The following is a 15,509-nucleotide window of genomic DNA, read 5'->3' as shown; positions in this document are numbered from 1 at the left end:
ATTTCAGGGGGTTGGGTGCGGCGGCGGGGCAGAGGGGGTGGATGGGGGGTGAGCGGTTTGAGGGGTGGGGTGGAAAGGGGGTTATCGGCTGCGACCAAGACAATAGCTTGGGCATTATCTAAGCGACGAGCTTGCGCTGGCAAGGCGCCGCTTGAGTTCTGGCAGATTCCGGAATCGATCAATCTGCCTAAATTGAGCAATAAGTTTCGTAGCTTGATCTATTGCGTCCTTAAGAGCGATTCTTTGTGACCCGCTCATCGCCCCCCTCCATCTATCGGCGATATCGGCGAACAGTCTCATTACCGATAGAGGGTGATATAGATCATCTGACTTTCGGCTCAAAACTGATTGGAGAAGGTTGAGTGCCTGTAGCTCATCTTTTCCGTCCTTGCTGATGCCCTGATACAATGATTTAGTCAAAATCAATTTCGCATTATGATTCTGAATCTGATATGTATCAAAAAATTTAAGACGAGCAGCGAGAGAATAAGCCGTCTCAGTGAATTTAAACGCGGTTGTAAAATTATTCATATTCATGCAGCAAATTGATCTCTGAACCCAAAATAGAGGATCTTTTTCAGCAAATGAAAATGTGCGACTGTCAGCATAGAATTTATCGATTATTTCGTTGTGCCTTTCTGTTCTTACAAACGATCCGTAAGTGGAAAATTTAAGAAGTGCTTTGGCTAGGGAAACAAATTCTGGATCGTCTCTATAGTACAAATCAATTTGATTTAATGTAACCATAGAAATTTCTAATAGCGACTCCATATCAAAAACACGACGAAGTATAAACTCCGCAAGAGCGGGAGAGCGTATCGAGACATCTCCAGATTCGACGCGCACCATTGTCGCTATTTCATTTCTGACAAGAGCGTCCCTTAAATCTTCTAGTATGCCATCGTAATTAGTCAAATCTGAAAGATCAGAAAATCTAGATAGATGATCAAATCCGATAAATGCCAGCATTGCGCTGAGTCCAATTATCTGCCGTTCTGATTTATTTAGGTTTCGAATATTGGCTAAAAGATCCTCGACTTTTTGGTGTAAAGATCCTGTTTGATAAATTGTCAATACTATATCACGAATCTGGCCACTACATTTTCTTTCTACGATATGTAACTTTTCTGTATTGGATAAATGCGAAGCTGATCCAAATAATCCATTTTCGTCTAGGTATCGAATGATTTTCTCTGACTCCGACCGTTTGGAGACGTTCAAATCAATTTCGATAACCGGGCTATTATCAAGTCGTGATAGAACGCGATCCCTAGAGGTGTCTAGGGCGCTGGACCGAACGGTCGCCAGAACGATAATATCGTCTCGGCCAATATTGATAATGTCGCTGGGCAGGCGCGAAAATCTCATGATATCGTCAAATATAACTAGCACATTCCCTTGGACGGATTGAAAAAATGATATAATTTCTCCCGTATTTTCGGGCTGGCGCACGACTTTGAATATGCGAAACCCAGACTTTGAGAACAAATATCCAATATGAAAAGAAAATATGGTTTTTCCATTCCCAATATCACCGTGTATCAATATGGGTCTCTTGCCCGTTGCGTTGTTTCTCGCTCGAATATATGAGCTTTCTAAGCGCGAAATGGTATAAGAACCAGCATTCCCGGAGATGTCCGACTCGGATAATTTTTCGGTCAAAACTTCACCAGTCAGCAGCAATCTCTCGATATCTACAGCAGATACAGATTTACTTATCTGTGGTGAAAAATCAATTTCCACCATCTGATGGGGAACCATAGATGACCTCTTAATCGGCGGACCAGGCCTTATCAGCCCGAGGTGCTGAGCGAAAGCGTCTGAGCCGATGGCATGCAAATTTCCAAACTTACTAAGACGTGTGACAAGGGCGGGTTTGGGGTTGGGGCTGGTTATAAAATGAATTTTCTTCTTCGTATCGAGCGGGAGAGATCCAAGAAGTCGCCTGATATCGATATCCGATAGGGAGAAACCAACAAAAATTATTGATTTAGAACTAAGTACATCATCATGAAATCGTCTCATCCATCTGGATTTCAGGAAGGGAGAATTGTCTCTTTGCCCTTCTGAGAGAATAAATGTTTTCTTGAACTCCTCCGGAGAGGATCTGCTGATGTTTCCGTAAATATGTATAAGCTGGGAGACTCCCGGGAAAGGCGCGCAAACGTCATCAAAAATCTCGCGAGACATGCAGCGCTTAGTGTGCGCCTTGCAAATTCCCTCAACAATGTCGTCGTAATTTGTGGTATAAATTCTAAACCACGGTTGACAAACTATTGTTCTCTGGGATTCAGTATAATTTTCAGAAACAAAATTACTGTGCAATATGTTAGAAAGTTTGGATTCTCCATTCGGATGGTGGAATTTTAAGTATTCTTCCGCAGCGGATTCCAGATCAAATCCGCTCGGATCATCCTGGCCGGACTCTTTTAATAGAAACTCAGTGAGTTCTTGAACTGTCTTTATTCTATTTCCCGCCAAATTTATTGCCTGAGAAGAAAAGCCGGCTCCCAAGAAAAGGATCGAATTGCCTTCTTCGACCTCAGAAATCGATGGTAATGACATGATCGCCTGCTGCCGAGTTTAAATCGTTAGCTTCTAACATACCGCGCTTCAGCTCAAAGCCAAGTCCACCCACGATAAAATCAATCCCCTCCCCCTTGCATCCCACCCCTCCCCCTGCCATATAGCGCGTGGGAGGTTGGCGGTGGACGAGCCACTCGCCAACCGGGTCAGGTCCGGAAGGAAGCAGCCCCAACGAGCCCGGTCTCGGGTCTTCGTCCAGCCTCCCACCCCATGCATCGACCGCATCGACTGGCGCGCGGCCTCCTCGGCCGTCGCGCCCGTGCGCATTTTTGCGTCCGCTGGCACAAAAATACCGCCGCCCTCCGGTGGGAGAGCGGCGGCGGGCCGGGGCAGAGGGGGTAGGGGGATCAGACGAGGCTGAGCTTCACGTCGATATTGTTGCGGGTGGCGTTGGAATAGGGGCACACCTCGTGCGCCTTGGCGATGAGCGCCTCGCCGTCCGCGCGGTCCACGCCGGGCAGGGCCACCGCCAGCGCGATCTCCAGGCCGAAGCCGCCTTCCGAGCGCGGGCCGATGCCCACGGTGGCGGTGACGGTCGCATCCGCCGGCACCTTGGCGGTGCCGCCCTGCGAGGCCACGAACTTCATGGCGCCGAGGAAGCAGGCCGCATAGCCGGTGGCGAACAGCTGCTCGGGGTTCACACCCTCGCCGCCGGGGCCGCCCAGCTCCTTCGGGGTGACGAGCTTCACTTCGAGATTGCCGTCCAGCGTGCCGGAGCGGCCATCGCGGCCACCGGTGGCGCGGGCGGAAGTGGAGTAGAGGACGGTGACGGGCATGGGGCTCTCCTGCGGGTTATTAACTCGTGAACGATTAAATCGTGTACGATCTAAATAGCCGAGCCGATGGCGGCCGTCAAGCGGTTGCGATTCTATCGTGCGCGATTTATTTGAGGAGCAGGCCCGAGGCCCCGCCATGTCCGAACCAACACCCGAACTGACACCTGAACTGACACCCCAGCTGACACCTGCTGAACCCGGGCTGATCCCGGTGGAAAACATGGTGTGTTTCGCCTTCTATGCCGCGAACCACGCCTTCAACCGGGTCTACAAGCCCCTGCTGGACGCCCTCGGCCTCACCTATCCGCAATACCTCGCGCTGGTGAGCCTGTGGACCGAGGACGACCGCACCGTCGGCAGCCTCGGCACCGCGCTGGGGCTGGAATCCAGCACCCTCACGCCTTTGCTGAAGCGGCTGGAAGCCCTCGGCCACGTCTCCCGCCGCCGCGACGGAGCCGACGAACGGGTGGTGCGGGTGAAGCTCACCCCCCAGGGCAAGGCATTGAAGGAAAAGGCCCGCCACATCCCCGCCTGCATCCTCGCCGCCACCGGCCTGAACCTCGAGGACGTGGTCCGCCTGCAGCGCGAGGTGACGGCGCTGCGCGAGACGCTGGAGAAGGCCGCAAGGGCCTGAGGCGGCTTCATTTTCGCGTTTGTATACGGTACACCGGATGCGAAAGCACCAGAACATCCGGGAGGCCGCCATGCTCGATCCCCATCTCGCCGGCCACGTCACGTTCTCCCCCGCCGCGCCGGACCTGCCGCCCCTCGCCCCCGGCCATCACAACCTCGGCCTGTCAGCGGAGCGCGACGCCCTCCTGGTGGTGCCGGAGGGGCTGGAGCCGGGCGTCCCCGTGCCGCTGATGGTGCTGTTCCACGGCGGCGGCGGCAGCGCGCAGAAGATCCTGCCCATGATGGAGCAGCACGCCCTCACCCACCGCTTCCTGCTGCTGGTGCCGCAATCGGTCTTCCCCACCTGGGACATCGTGATCGCCGGCAACGGCCCGGACCGCGAGCGGCTGGAGACGGCGCTTGCATTGGTAGCGCGGCATTTCGAGATCGACCGCACCCGAATCTGCCTCGCCGGCCATTCGGACGGCGGCAGCTACACCCTCTCGCTGGGCCTCACCAACGGCCATTTCGTCACCCACCTCATCGTCTCCTCGGCGGGCTTCATGTCGGTCCAGCGCCAGAACGGGGCGCCCCGCGTCTTCATCTCCCACGGGGTGAATGACGAGCAGATCCCGGTGGAGCGCTCCGGCCGGACCCATGCGGCCCTGCTCAAGGAAGCGGGCTACGACGTGACCTATATGGAATATAACGGCCCCCACGCTTGGCAGCCGCCGGTGGTGGGCCTCGCGGTCGCCTTCTTCCTCGCACCTGTACCCGCCGGCGCCACCCCGTGAGCCGGCTTTGATCCAGCCGCTGGACAAGCCCCCTACGAAGTGATGAGGTTCCCCTAAACAGATCAAGAACGGGCGGTTTCCGGTGTGGGGAGGCCGGACGGGGGACATGCTTCAGGCTTCGGTCGTCATCTTCGTGGCTCTGGCCTATATCGGCCTGCTGTTCGCCATCGCGAGCTATGGCGACCGGCTGCGCCCCGGCGCGGGCCGCACGCCGCGGCCGATGATCTATTCCCTGTCGCTGGCGGTCTACTGCACCTCCTGGACGTTCTTCGGCTCGGTGGGCCTCGCCACCACCCAGGGCTTCGACTTCCTCACCATCTATCTCGGCCCCATCATCCTGATGACGGTGGGCGCGCCCCTCTTCCTGCGCGTGGTGCGGCTGGCCAAGGCCAACAACATCACCTCCATCGCCGACTTCATCGCCGCCCGCTACGGCAAGAACCAGGGCATCGCGGCGCTGGTGGCCATCGTCGCCATCATCGCTGCCATCCCCTACATCTCGCTGCAGCTGAAGGCGGTCTCCGCCTCCCTGGTGGCGCTGCTCGGTCATTTCGCAGGGGAGCACGGGCGCGGCACGCTGGTGGGCGACCTCGCGCTGTTCGTCGCCTGCGCCATGGCGGCGTTCGCCATCCTGTTCGGCACCCGCCACACCGACGCCACCGAGCACCAGAACGGGCTGATGCTGGCCATAGCCACGGAATCGCTGGTGAAGCTCGCGGCCTTCCTGGGGGTCGGCCTGCTCGTCACCTTCGTCATCTTCGACGGGCCATTCTCCCTGTTCTACGCGGCGCGGGAGGCGAACGCGGTGGCGCCGTTCGAGCGCGGGCTGTCGCTGGAGAACTGGCTCACCATGACCATTCTGTCCGGCGGCGCCTTCATGCTGATGCCGCGGCAGTTCCATGTGGCCGTGGTGGAGAACAAGGGCGAGAGCGAGATCCGCCGCGCCCGCTGGCTGTTCCCGCTCTATCTCGTGCTCATCAACCTGTTCGTGGTGCCGCTGGCGCTGGCGGGTATGACGCTGTTTCCGCTCAATCTGGTGGACAGCGATGTCTATGTGCTCGCCGTGCCGCTCGCCGCCGGCTTCGACAGCCTTGCCCTCCTCGCCTTCGTCGGCGGCCTCTCGGCGGCCACCGCCATGGTCATCGTGGAGTGCGTGGCCATCGCCATCATGGTCTCCAACGACCTGGTGATGCCGCTGCTGCTGCGCCGGCGCGCCGCCAGATCGGCGGACCTGCCCGAGGGCGAGCCGCGCGAGGACATGACCGGCCTGCTGCTGATGGTGCGGCGCATCTCCATCTTCGCCATCGTCCTGCTCGCCTATCTTTATTACCGCACCACCGGCGAGGTGCAGCTGGCGCAGATCGGCCTGCTCTCCTTTGCCGCCATCGCGCAGGTGGGGCCGGCCTTCGCCGCCGGCCTGCTCTGGCAGCGCGCCACCGCCGCCGGGGCCATCGCGGGCATCGTGGTGGGCGGGATCACCTGGGCCTATACGCTGATGCTGCCGAGCCTCGCCGAGGCGGGGCTCATCTCCGCCGGCGTGCTGCAGAACGGCCCGTTCGGCATCTCCCTGCTGCGCCCCACGGCGCTGCTCGGCCTCACCGCGGGGCCGCTCGCCCATGGCGTCGCCTGGAGCCTCGGCCTGAACACGCTGGCGCTGGTCATCGTCTCCTTCCTGACCCGGCCCTCGCAGATCGAGCGCACGCAGGCCCGCCTGTTCGCGGGGACGGGCGACCGGCCGCCGGCGCGCCCCGCCTTCCTGCGCTGGCGCTCCTCGGTCTCCCTCGGCGAGCTGATGGCGACGGTGGAACGCTATCTCGGCGCCGAGCGCGCCCGCGCCGCCTTCGACAGCTACGCCCGTCAGCACGGCTTCGCGCTCGACACCCACCGCGAGGCGGATGCGGGCATGGTGCGCCACGCCGAGCACCTGCTCGCCTCGGCGGTGGGCGCGGCCTCCTCCCGTCTCGTGCTGTCGCTGTTGCTGCGCAAGCGCGCGGTCTCCACCAAGGCGGCCCTGAAGCTGCTGGACGATGCCTCCGCCGCCATCCAGTACAATCGCGAGCTGCTGCAGAGCGCCATCGACCATGTGCGGCAGGGCATCGCCGTGTTCGACCGCGACCTGCGCCTCGTGTGCTGGAACCGCCAGTTCGGCCAGATGCTCGACCTGCCCGGCGAGTGCTACGCGGTGGGCGTCCCGCTGACCGACATCCTCGCCGCCGCACCGGCCGACGAGGACAGCGTCGACATCGCCCGCCGCGTCACGCGCTATGTGAGCCCCGACCCGGATTTCTCCGAGCGCCTGCACCAGCGCGGCGCGGTGATCGAGGCCCGCTCCGACCCCATGCCGGACGGTGGCATCGCCGTGACCTTCACCGACATCACCGCGAGCGTGGAGGCCGCGCTCGCCCTGGAGCGCGCCAACGAGACGCTGGAGCGGCGCGTGCGCGAGCGCACCGAGGAGCTGGAGCGCCTCAACGGCGCGCTGGAGATCGCCAAGGCCGAGGCGGACGAGGCCAACCTCTCCAAGACGCGTTTCCTCGCCGCCGCCAGCCACGACATCCTCCAGCCGCTCAACGCCGCCCGGCTCTACGCCACCAGCATGGTGGAGCGGGCCAAGGGATCGGAGGAGGAGCGGCTTGCCGGCAACATCGACGCCTCGCTGGAATCGGTGGAGGAGATCCTCGGCGCGCTGCTCGACATCTCCCGCCTCGACAGCGGCGTCATGCGTCCGGAATTCTCCGCCTTCCGCATCGCCGACGTGCTGAAGCCGCTGGAGACGGAATTTGCCCCGCTGGCGCGGGAGAAGAACCTCGAACTCACCTTCCTGCCCTGCACGCTGGCCGTGCGCTCCGACCGCCGGCTGCTGCGCCGGCTGTTGCAGAACCTCGTCTCCAACGCGGTGAAGTACACCCAGCGCGGCCGCATCCTCGTCGGCTGCCGGCGGGTGGGGGGCAAGCTGCGGGTGGAGGTCTACGACACCGGCGTCGGCATTCCGCGCGCCAAGCACAAGCTGGTGTTCCAGGAGTTCCAGCGCCTCGATCAGGGCGCCAAGGCGGCGCGCGGCCTCGGCCTCGGCCTGTCCATCGTCGAGCGCATCGCGCGGGTGCTGGAACATCCGGTGGCGATCCGCTCCACCCCCGGCAAGGGCTCGGCCTTCACGGTGGAGCTGCCGGTGGCCGTCTCCATGCCGGAGGAGCGCGAGGCGGCGCCCAGCCCCGCCCGGCGCGGCGCGCAGCTCGATGGCTTGACCATCCTCGCCATCGACAACGAGCCGACCATCCTCGAGGGCATGCAGATGCTGCTCAGCGGATGGGGGTGCGACGTCATCACCGCCGCCGACGCGCAGGGGGCCATTGAGGCGGTGCGCCACCGCCGCAAGAAGCCCGACGTGGCCCTCGTGGACTACCATCTCGATGGTGGCCACGGCATCGAGGCGATCATGTCGCTGAGGTGGAAACTGGGGAAAATACCCGCCGTCCTCATCACCGCCGACCGCTCCAAGAAGGTGCGCGACGCGGCCCGCGCGGCGGACATGGAGATCCTCAACAAGCCGCTGAAGCCCGCGGCGCTCCGGGCGATCCTCGCCCACTGGCGCATCGCCCGCGCCGCCGCCGAATAGTCTTTCGCCGGCTTCCAGCGTGCCCTTTGCGCCACGGCGCCAGCGCTTCGCGATTAAGCCCTCGTTCATCCCCATGAACGCCCAATAAACGCCGCCTTCAGCCAGCGTTATGGGGGCGTGCCATAGAAGCACGCCTCCGCGGCATGGAAGTGTTAACAGCTCGTTAAGATTTGTAACACTTCCACGCTTAACTCGACGCGCGAATACTTTTGGAGCGTGGCTATGACGATCACGATCAACGTTCCCGTCTTCCCGCTGCGGAAAGAGATCGACGCCCGCAAGCGCCGTCTCCGCTTCCCCCTGAGCTTCTCCTCGCGCGGCTCGAAGGCCGCGGATGAGGCGCCGGCCAATTCCCGCTACACCGAGGCTGGACTCGAATTCGACGTGACCGGCATCGCCCGGCACCCCCGCGGCCCGAAGGGCAACTGACGCTTGAGGCCGGCCCCATAGGGCCGGTCCGGCTGCGACGCCGGCTTTATGGCGCCGTGCAGCATCATCCGATAAGGTCGCGCCCGAACGGCAACAGCGCGCGGCCAGAAACAAGATGACGGACTTCAATTCCGCCCCGGCAACAGGCGAAGAGACACGCGGCACGGCGGATACCCATTTCGGCTATCGCACGGTGCCCCTCGCCGAGAAGCAGGCGCTGGTGGACGATGTGTTCCACAAGGTGGCGCGGCGCTACGACATCATGAACGATCTCATGTCCGGTGGTCTGCACCGGGCGTGGAAGGATGCGCTGGTGTCCAAGGTGCGCCCGCCGCAGGGCGCGCGACCCTTCCACCTGCTCGACCTCGCCGGCGGCACCGGCGATGTCTCCTTCCGCGTGGTGGAGGCCGGCGGGCCGGGCACCGACGCCATCGTCGCCGACATCAACACCGACATGCTGGCGGTGGGCCGTGAGCGCGCGCAGAAGCGCGGCCTTGCCGATCGCGTCGCCTTCCAGGAGGCGAATGCCGAGGCGCTGCCCTTCCCGGACATGAGCTTCGATGCCGTGACCATCGCCTTCGGCATCCGCAACGTGCCGCGCATCGATCTCGCCTTGCGCGAGATGCGCCGCGTGCTGAAGCCGGGCGGGCGCGCCTTCGTGCTGGAATTCTCCAAGGTGGACGTGCCGCTGCTGGACAAGGTCTATGACGCCTTCTCCTTCCGCGTGATCCCCGAGATCGGCAAGCGCGTGGCCGGGGATGCCGAGCCCTACCAGTATCTCGTCGAATCCATCCGCCGCTTCCCCACCGCGGAAGCGTTCGCGGGCATGATGCGGGAGGCGGGGTTCGCCCGCGTCACCTTCACCCGCATGACCGGGGGCGTGGTGGCCCTGCACTCGGGCTTCCGCATCTGATGGCGGTTCCCTGCGGCCGGAGGCTTCGGCCATGATCTTCCTTCTCGTCGCCGACGCCTGGCGCCTCGCCCGGGCCGGCTATGTGCTCGCCCGCGAGGGTGTGCTCTCGCTCGTCTCGCCGGCCGCCGCGCCGCCGCTGGCGCGCCCGCTGCTCGATATCTCCAAACTGATTGCCCGCAAGGATGCCGGCGATCGGCGCCAGCGCTTCTCCGCTGCGCTGTCGCGGCTCGGCCCCTCCTATGTGAAGCTCGGCCAGTTCCTCGCCACACGGCCGGACGTGGTGGGCGCCTCCGTGGCGCGCGACCTTGAGGTGCTGCAGGACCGCATGCCGCCGTTCGGGCAGGCCGTGGCGGAGGCAACCGTCGCCGACACGTTCGAGCGGCCGGTGAAGGACGTCTTCGCCGTCTTCGGCCCGGCCGTCGCCGCCGCATCCATCGCCGAGGTTCACAAGGCGGAAGTGATCGAGCCGGACGGTGCGCGCCGCGACGTGGCGGTGAAGGTGCTGCGGCCGGGTGTCAGCCGCCGCTTCGCCTCCGACATGGGCACCTTCCGCCGCATCGCCGCCTTTGCCGAGCACAATTTCGCCGAGGCCCGCCGCCTGCGGTTGGAGACGGTGGTGGACACGCTGGCCCGTTCCGTCTCCATGGAGATGGACCTGCGCCTGGAAGCCGCCGCCTATGCGGAGCTGGCCGAGAACACGCAGGACGACCCGGAAGTTCATGTCCCCCGCGTGGACTGGGACCGCTCCGGCCGCGAGGTGCTGACCACCGAGTGGATCGACGGCATCAAGCTCTCCGACAAGGAAGCCATCATCGCCGCCGGGCATGATCCCAAGGAGATCGCCCGCATCGTCATGCAGACCTTCCTGCGGCAGGCCATGCGCGACGGCTTCTTCCATGCCGACATGCATCCGGGAAACCTGTTCGTGGATGCGCAGGGCCGCCTCGTGGTGGTGGATTGCGGCATCATGGGCCGGCTCGGCGTGAAGGAGCGGCGCTTCCTCGCGGAAATCCTCTACGGCTTCATCACCCGCAACTGGCGGCGCACGGCGGAAGTGCATTTCGAGGCGGGCTACGTGCCCTTCCACCATTCGGTGGACGACTTCGCCCTCGCCATCCGCGCCATCGGCGAGCCGATCCACTCGCGCACCGCCGACCAGATTTCCATGGCGCGCCTGCTGGCGCTGCTGCTGGAGGTGACGGCCCTGTTCGACATGCAGACCCGGCCGGAGCTGCTGCTTCTCCAGAAGACCATGGTGGTGGTGGAGGGCGTCGCCCGCTCGCTCGATCCGCAGCTCGACATGTGGCGCACCGCAAAGCCGGTGGTGGAAGACTGGATCGCCGGCAATCTCGGCCCCGTCGGCCAGTTGAAGCGCGCCGGCTCCGGCCTCGGCGAGATGGGCCATTTCGCCGCGACCCTGCCCGGCCTCCTCACCCGCACCGCGCGCGTGGTGGAGCAACTGGACGAGGCGACGCGCGACGGCATCCGCCTCTCGCCCTCCTCGCTGGAAGGCATCGGCCGCGCCGAGGCGAAGCGCGCCTTCTGGGGTAATCTGGCCCTGTGGGTGATTGCCGCGGCGCTGCTCGGCATCTGGCTCGGCTGACGGGGATACCGACAGCCTGCCTTTGCGGGATGTGAATTCCTGCGTTTCGTGTCGTTCTTTCCGGACGTTCCGGAAACCGCGAATTCTTCCCGGAGACGGGGCAGCTTCCGCGCCGTCTTGAGAACAACTCGCATATTTTTCGCGTATTGCTTTGTCCTTCAAGCAAAACTAAGTCAGGCCCCAAGACGGCTCCGGTCCCGTTCAAGCATGCAGTCCAACGGCTGCTTGCGCAGGGTCAGGAGCCCCGGACCGGCGCACCGCCCCTCGGCGGGCCGACGTCCACGGGCCAGCAAAGAAGGACTTCTCAAATGGCGAACACGACGGCCGAGCTCGACGCGCTGCTGATGCAGCGCTCGCTGACGGACGCGGAGCTTCTGGCGGCGGCGGATGCCTCCGCCGACTTCCGCATCCTCCCCGATGCCACCGTCATCAAGATCGGCGGCCAGAGCGTGATCGATCGTGGCCGCGCCGCGCTCTATCCCCTCGTGGACGAGATCGTCGCCGCCCGCGCCAAGCACAAGCTCTTGATCGGCACCGGCGCCGGCACCCGCGCGCGCCACCTCTATTCCATCGCCGCCGGCCTCAATTTGCCGGCCGGCGTGCTGTCCCAGCTCGGCGCCTCGGTAGCGGACCAGAACGCCGCCATGCTCGGCCAGCTCCTCGCCAAGCACGGCATCTCCATGGTGGACGGCGCCGGCATGTCGGCCGTGCCGCTCTATCTGGAGCAGGTGAACGGCGTGGTGTTCTCGGGCATGCCGCCCTACGGCCTGTGGACCCGCCCGGCCCCGGTTGGCGTCATCCCGCCCTATCGCACGGACGCGGGCTGCTTCCTCCTCGCGGAGCAGTTCGGCTGCAAGGCCATGATCTATGTGAAGGACGAGAACGGCCTCTTCACCGCCAACCCGAAGACGGACAAGTCCGCCACCTTCATCCCGAAGATCTCGGTGGACGAGATGCTCTCGCGCGGCCTTGCCGACTCCATCCTCGAATTCCCCATGCTCGACCTGTTGAAGAAGGCGCGCCATGTGCGCGAGGTCCAGGTGGTCAACGGGCTCGTGCCCGGCAACCTCACCCGCGCCCTCGCCGGCGAGCACGTCGGCACCATCATCACCGCGAGCTGAGAGGCACGATCATGACTGAAGCTTCGACCATCAAGCACGTCGCCTCGCCGCTCGCGAGCCAGACCCTCCTCGACGGCGCGCTGACCCGGCCTGTGGCCGGCGTGCGTCCCATCCGCCTCCTGCCCTGGCTGCAGGTGGTGAAGATCGGCGGCCGGTCCATCATGGACAAGGGCGCCGCGGCGATCCTTCCCATCGTGGAGGAGATCCGCAAGGTGCTGCCCGAGCATCGCCTGCTGATCCTCACCGGCGCCGGGGTGCGCGCCCGCCACCTCTACGGCGTCGGCCTCGACCTCGGCCTGCCGGTGGGCTCGCTCGCCCCGCTCGCCGCCACCGAGGCCGGCCAGAACGGCCACATTCTCGCCTCGCTGCTGGCGCCGGAGGGGGTCTCCTACATCGAGCACCCGACCATCGCGAGCCAGCTCGCCATCCACCTCACGGCCACCCGCGCGGTGGTGGGCAGCGCGTTCCCGCCCTATCACCATCACGAGTTCCCGGGCAGCCGCCTCCCGGTCCACCGGGCCGACACCGGCGCCTTCCTGCTCGCTGATGCGCTGGGCGCGGCCGGCCTCACCATCGTCGAGGACGTGGACGGCGTCTTCACCGCCGATCCCAACGGCGCGGACGGGGCCAAGGCCGAGCTGATCCCCGAGACGAGCTATGCCGAGCTCGCCAAGGCCAACGGCCCGGCGACGCTGCCCTTCGACCGCGCGCTGGTCGAGGTGATGGCCACCGCACGCCACATCGAGCGGGTTCAGGTGGTGAACGGCCTCGTGCCCGGCCGCCTCACCGCCGCCTTGCGCGGCGAGCACGTGGGCACGCTGGTCCACACGGCCGCCCGGCAGGGCTGACCTTCCCGTTCGGCCCCCGGCGGGACGATGGCCCGACACCGACCCTGCGCGGCCCCGGCTGCGTGGGGTTTTTTGCGTCCGCAAACCGAGACGGATGGCCATTTTGACCCTGCCGCCGGACGTCGGGATGGACATTTTGTCCAGATCGGATGCGCCTGCTCCTATCAAGTCATTGAAAACCTGAATGTCTCCCCGTTGGCCCCGCCCTTGCTGAGGGAGCAGGGCCACGCGCGGCTTCGGCTGCGCGAAAAGCGTCAAGTCAATTGGCGCGGAAACACCTGTGGAGGAGACATGAGCGTAACCACCTTTGCGCCGCCGCCGTTCCTGAGCCGCGAGCGCACCATCGCCTCCGCCAGCTTCAACCGCTGGCTCGTGCCGCCGGCCGCCCTTGCCATCCATCTGTGCATCGGCATGGCCTATGGCTTCAGCGTGTTCTGGCTGCCGCTGTCGCGCGCCGTGGGCGTCTCCAAGCCCGTGGCCTGCCCGGCCGACATGAGCTTCGTCGCCGGCATTTTCGCCACCTCCTGCGACTGGCAGATCTCCCAGCTCGGCTGGATGTACACCCTGTTCTTCGTCCTGCTCGGCTCCTCCGCCGCCATCTGGGGCGGCTGGCTGGAGACGGCGGGGCCGCGCAAGGCGGGCCTCGTCTCGGCCTTCTGCTGGTGCGGCGGCCTCGTGATCTCGGCGCTGGGCGTCTATCTCCACCAGATCTGGATGCTGTGGATCGGCTCCGGCGTCATCGGCGGCATCGGCCTCGGGCTCGGCTACATCTCGCCGGTCTCCACCCTCATCAAGTGGTTCCCCGACCGGCGCGGCATGGCCACCGGCATGGCCATCATGGGCTTCGGCGGCGGCGCCATGATCGGCGCGCCGCTCGCCAACATGCTGATGCAGCATTTCGCCTCGCCGACCTCGGTGGGCGTGTGGCAGACCTTCCTCGCCATGGCGGCCATCTATTTCGTCTTCATGGTCGGCGGCGCGCTCGGCTATCGGGTGCCGCGCGAAGGCTGGGCGCCCAAGGGCTGGACCCCGCCGGCCGCCTCGGCCAACGCCATGGTCACGCACCGCCATGTCCATCTCGACGTGGCGTGGAAGACCCCCCAGTTCTGGCTGCTGTGGGCGGTGCTCTGCCTGAACGTCTCGGCCGGCATCGGCGTCATCGGCATGGCCTCGCCCATGCTGCAGGAGGTGTTCGGCGGCAGGCTCATCGGCCTCGATCTCACCTTCTCCCAGCTCGACGCGGGCCAGAAGGCGCAGATCGCCGCCATTGCGGCCGGCTTCACCGGGCTTCTCTCCCTGTGCAACATCGGCGGACGCTTCGCCTGGGCCTCCTTCTCCGACAAGCTCGGGCGGAAGATGACCTATGCGGTGTTCTTCGTGCTCGGCTTCGTTCTCTACGCCTCGATCCCCTCGCTGGCGCACATGGGCTCGGTGGTGCTGTTCGTCGCCGCCTTCTGCATCATCCTGTCCATGTATGGCGGCGGCTTCGCCACCATCCCGGCCTATCTCGCCGACATCTTCGGCACCCACATGGTGGGCGCCATCCACGGGCGGCTGCTGACCGCCTGGGCCACCGCCGGCATCATCGGCCCGGTGCTGGTGAATTATCTGCGCGAATACCAGATCGCCTCGGGCATTCCCCAGCAGGCGGCCTACGACCAGACCATGTACATCCTTTCCGGCCTGCTCGTGGTCGGCCTCGTCGCGAACCTTCTGGTGAAGCCCGTGGCGGAGCACCTCTACATGAAGGACCACGAGCTGAAGAAGAAGGCCGCCGAGGTGGCCCGCGAGGACGCCACCCACGCTGACTTCGAGGACTTCGAGGAAGAGGCGAAGGACGGCCCGCTCGCCGCCTCCACCCGCTCCTCCACCCCGGTGGCGAGCGGCGCCACGGCGTTGCCCGTGGTGGTGCTCGCCTGGCTGGTGGTGGGCGTGCCTTTGGCATGGGGCATCTGGATCACCCTGCAGAAGGCGGTGATCCTGTTCCGCTGAGCCCCTCCCGGCTCGATCTGCGTGCCCCGCCCCCGGTCTCCGGGCAGCGGGGCACGCCCTTTTCCGGTTTGCGGAGCCGGCTGATTTGCGCAATGGATGCCGGGAAGAGCAGGCGAGGCGGCCGGGGACCTTGAGGTCACGCCCATCGTCTTTCGCGGACGGCCTTTGTCGCGTGCCGGCGAGGGTCCGAGACGGACGGCCGATTCAAGATGCCCCCTC

11 protein-coding genes and 1 other RNA gene are annotated in these 15,509 nt (G+C 64.3%); 10 read left to right on the top strand and 2 right to left on the bottom strand.

Annotated elements, in window-relative coordinates; translation table 11 throughout:
* Positions 1-114: 114 nt before the first annotated feature.
* Positions 115-2,565, bottom strand: a complete 2,451-nt coding sequence (locus V5F74_RS23035; RefSeq protein WP_394010103.1) for an SIR2 family protein — start codon at positions 2,563-2,565, stop codon at positions 115-117.
* 130 nt (positions 2,566-2,695) lie between these two features.
* Between V5F74_RS23035 and ffs the strand changes: the two genes are divergently transcribed.
* An RNA gene (gene ffs, locus V5F74_RS23030) (signal recognition particle sRNA small type) lies at positions 2,696-2,794 on the top strand.
* Between the two features lie 139 nt (positions 2,795-2,933).
* Here the strand turns inward: ffs and V5F74_RS23025 are convergent.
* Positions 2,934-3,362 carry an organic hydroperoxide resistance protein gene (locus tag V5F74_RS23025; protein WP_394010101.1) on the bottom strand — a complete coding sequence of 143 codons (429 nt, stop codon included), beginning with the start codon at positions 3,360-3,362 and terminating at the stop codon, positions 2,934-2,936.
* A gap of 136 nt (positions 3,363-3,498) precedes the next feature.
* Between V5F74_RS23025 and V5F74_RS23020 the strand changes: the two genes are divergently transcribed.
* From V5F74_RS23020 to V5F74_RS22980, 9 genes are all read left to right on the top strand, one after another.
* On the top strand, positions 3,499-3,996 hold the full coding sequence (locus V5F74_RS23020) for a MarR family winged helix-turn-helix transcriptional regulator (RefSeq protein WP_394010100.1): 498 nt from the start codon (positions 3,499-3,501) through the stop codon (positions 3,994-3,996).
* Positions 3,997-4,066: 70 nt separating this feature from the next.
* Complete coding sequence (locus tag V5F74_RS23015; RefSeq protein ID WP_394010099.1) at positions 4,067-4,768, top strand: alpha/beta hydrolase; 702 nt, start codon at positions 4,067-4,069, stop codon at positions 4,766-4,768.
* Between the two features lie 106 nt (positions 4,769-4,874).
* On the top strand, positions 4,875-8,384 hold the full coding sequence (locus tag V5F74_RS23010; RefSeq protein ID WP_374252120.1) for a PAS domain-containing hybrid sensor histidine kinase/response regulator: 3,510 nt from the start codon (positions 4,875-4,877) through the stop codon (positions 8,382-8,384).
* A 222-nt stretch (positions 8,385-8,606) separates the two neighbouring features.
* Positions 8,607-8,813: a hypothetical protein gene (locus V5F74_RS23005; RefSeq protein WP_029556059.1), complete on the top strand. Its 207-nt coding sequence runs from the start codon at positions 8,607-8,609 to the stop codon at positions 8,811-8,813.
* 115 nt (positions 8,814-8,928) lie between these two features.
* Positions 8,929-9,726 (top strand): bifunctional demethylmenaquinone methyltransferase/2-methoxy-6-polyprenyl-1,4-benzoquinol methylase UbiE, encoded by a 798-nt coding sequence (gene ubiE / locus V5F74_RS23000; RefSeq protein WP_394010098.1) that lies wholly within the window; start codon positions 8,929-8,931, stop codon positions 9,724-9,726.
* Between the two features lie 31 nt (positions 9,727-9,757).
* Positions 9,758-11,329, top strand: a complete 1,572-nt coding sequence (gene ubiB / locus V5F74_RS22995) for a 2-polyprenylphenol 6-hydroxylase (protein WP_394010097.1) — start codon at positions 9,758-9,760, stop codon at positions 11,327-11,329.
* A gap of 308 nt (positions 11,330-11,637) precedes the next feature.
* Positions 11,638-12,450: an amino acid kinase family protein gene (locus V5F74_RS22990; RefSeq protein ID WP_250165306.1), complete on the top strand. Its 813-nt coding sequence runs from the start codon at positions 11,638-11,640 to the stop codon at positions 12,448-12,450.
* Positions 12,451-12,461: 11 nt separating this feature from the next.
* On the top strand, positions 12,462-13,298 hold the full coding sequence (locus V5F74_RS22985; RefSeq protein WP_024276836.1) for an amino acid kinase family protein: 837 nt from the start codon (positions 12,462-12,464) through the stop codon (positions 13,296-13,298).
* 291 nt (positions 13,299-13,589) lie between these two features.
* Entirely contained in the window at positions 13,590-15,290 is a 1,701-nt protein-coding gene (locus tag V5F74_RS22980) for an OFA family MFS transporter (RefSeq protein WP_394010096.1), read from the top strand.
* Positions 15,291-15,509 lie beyond the last annotated feature (219 nt).

Source organism: Xanthobacter aminoxidans (assembly GCF_043193615.1).
In the GTDB taxonomy this organism is placed as follows: Bacteria; Pseudomonadota; Alphaproteobacteria; order Rhizobiales; family Xanthobacteraceae; genus Xanthobacter; species Xanthobacter aminoxidans.
Note: the sequence above shows the minus strand (reverse complement) of the source record. Positions and strands in the feature narration are given on the sequence as shown.

Coding starts and splice junctions, on each gene's coding strand:
- V5F74_RS23035 (WP_394010103.1), bottom strand. CDS start 2,565: ATGTCATTACCATCGATTTCTGAGGTCGAAGAAGGCAATTCGATCCTT.
- V5F74_RS23025 (WP_394010101.1), bottom strand. CDS start 3,362: ATGCCCGTCACCGTCCTCTACTCCACTTCCGCCCGCGCCACCGGTGGC.
- V5F74_RS23020 (WP_394010100.1), top strand. CDS start 3,499: ATGTCCGAACCAACACCCGAACTGACACCTGAACTGACACCCCAGCTG.
- V5F74_RS23015 (WP_394010099.1), top strand. CDS start 4,067: ATGCTCGATCCCCATCTCGCCGGCCACGTCACGTTCTCCCCCGCCGCG.
- V5F74_RS23010 (WP_374252120.1), top strand. CDS start 4,875: ATGCTTCAGGCTTCGGTCGTCATCTTCGTGGCTCTGGCCTATATCGGC.
- V5F74_RS23005 (WP_029556059.1), top strand. CDS start 8,607: ATGACGATCACGATCAACGTTCCCGTCTTCCCGCTGCGGAAAGAGATC.
- ubiE (WP_394010098.1), top strand. CDS start 8,929: ATGACGGACTTCAATTCCGCCCCGGCAACAGGCGAAGAGACACGCGGC.
- ubiB (WP_394010097.1), top strand. CDS start 9,758: ATGATCTTCCTTCTCGTCGCCGACGCCTGGCGCCTCGCCCGGGCCGGC.
- V5F74_RS22990 (WP_250165306.1), top strand. CDS start 11,638: ATGGCGAACACGACGGCCGAGCTCGACGCGCTGCTGATGCAGCGCTCG.
- V5F74_RS22985 (WP_024276836.1), top strand. CDS start 12,462: ATGACTGAAGCTTCGACCATCAAGCACGTCGCCTCGCCGCTCGCGAGC.
- V5F74_RS22980 (WP_394010096.1), top strand. CDS start 13,590: ATGAGCGTAACCACCTTTGCGCCGCCGCCGTTCCTGAGCCGCGAGCGC.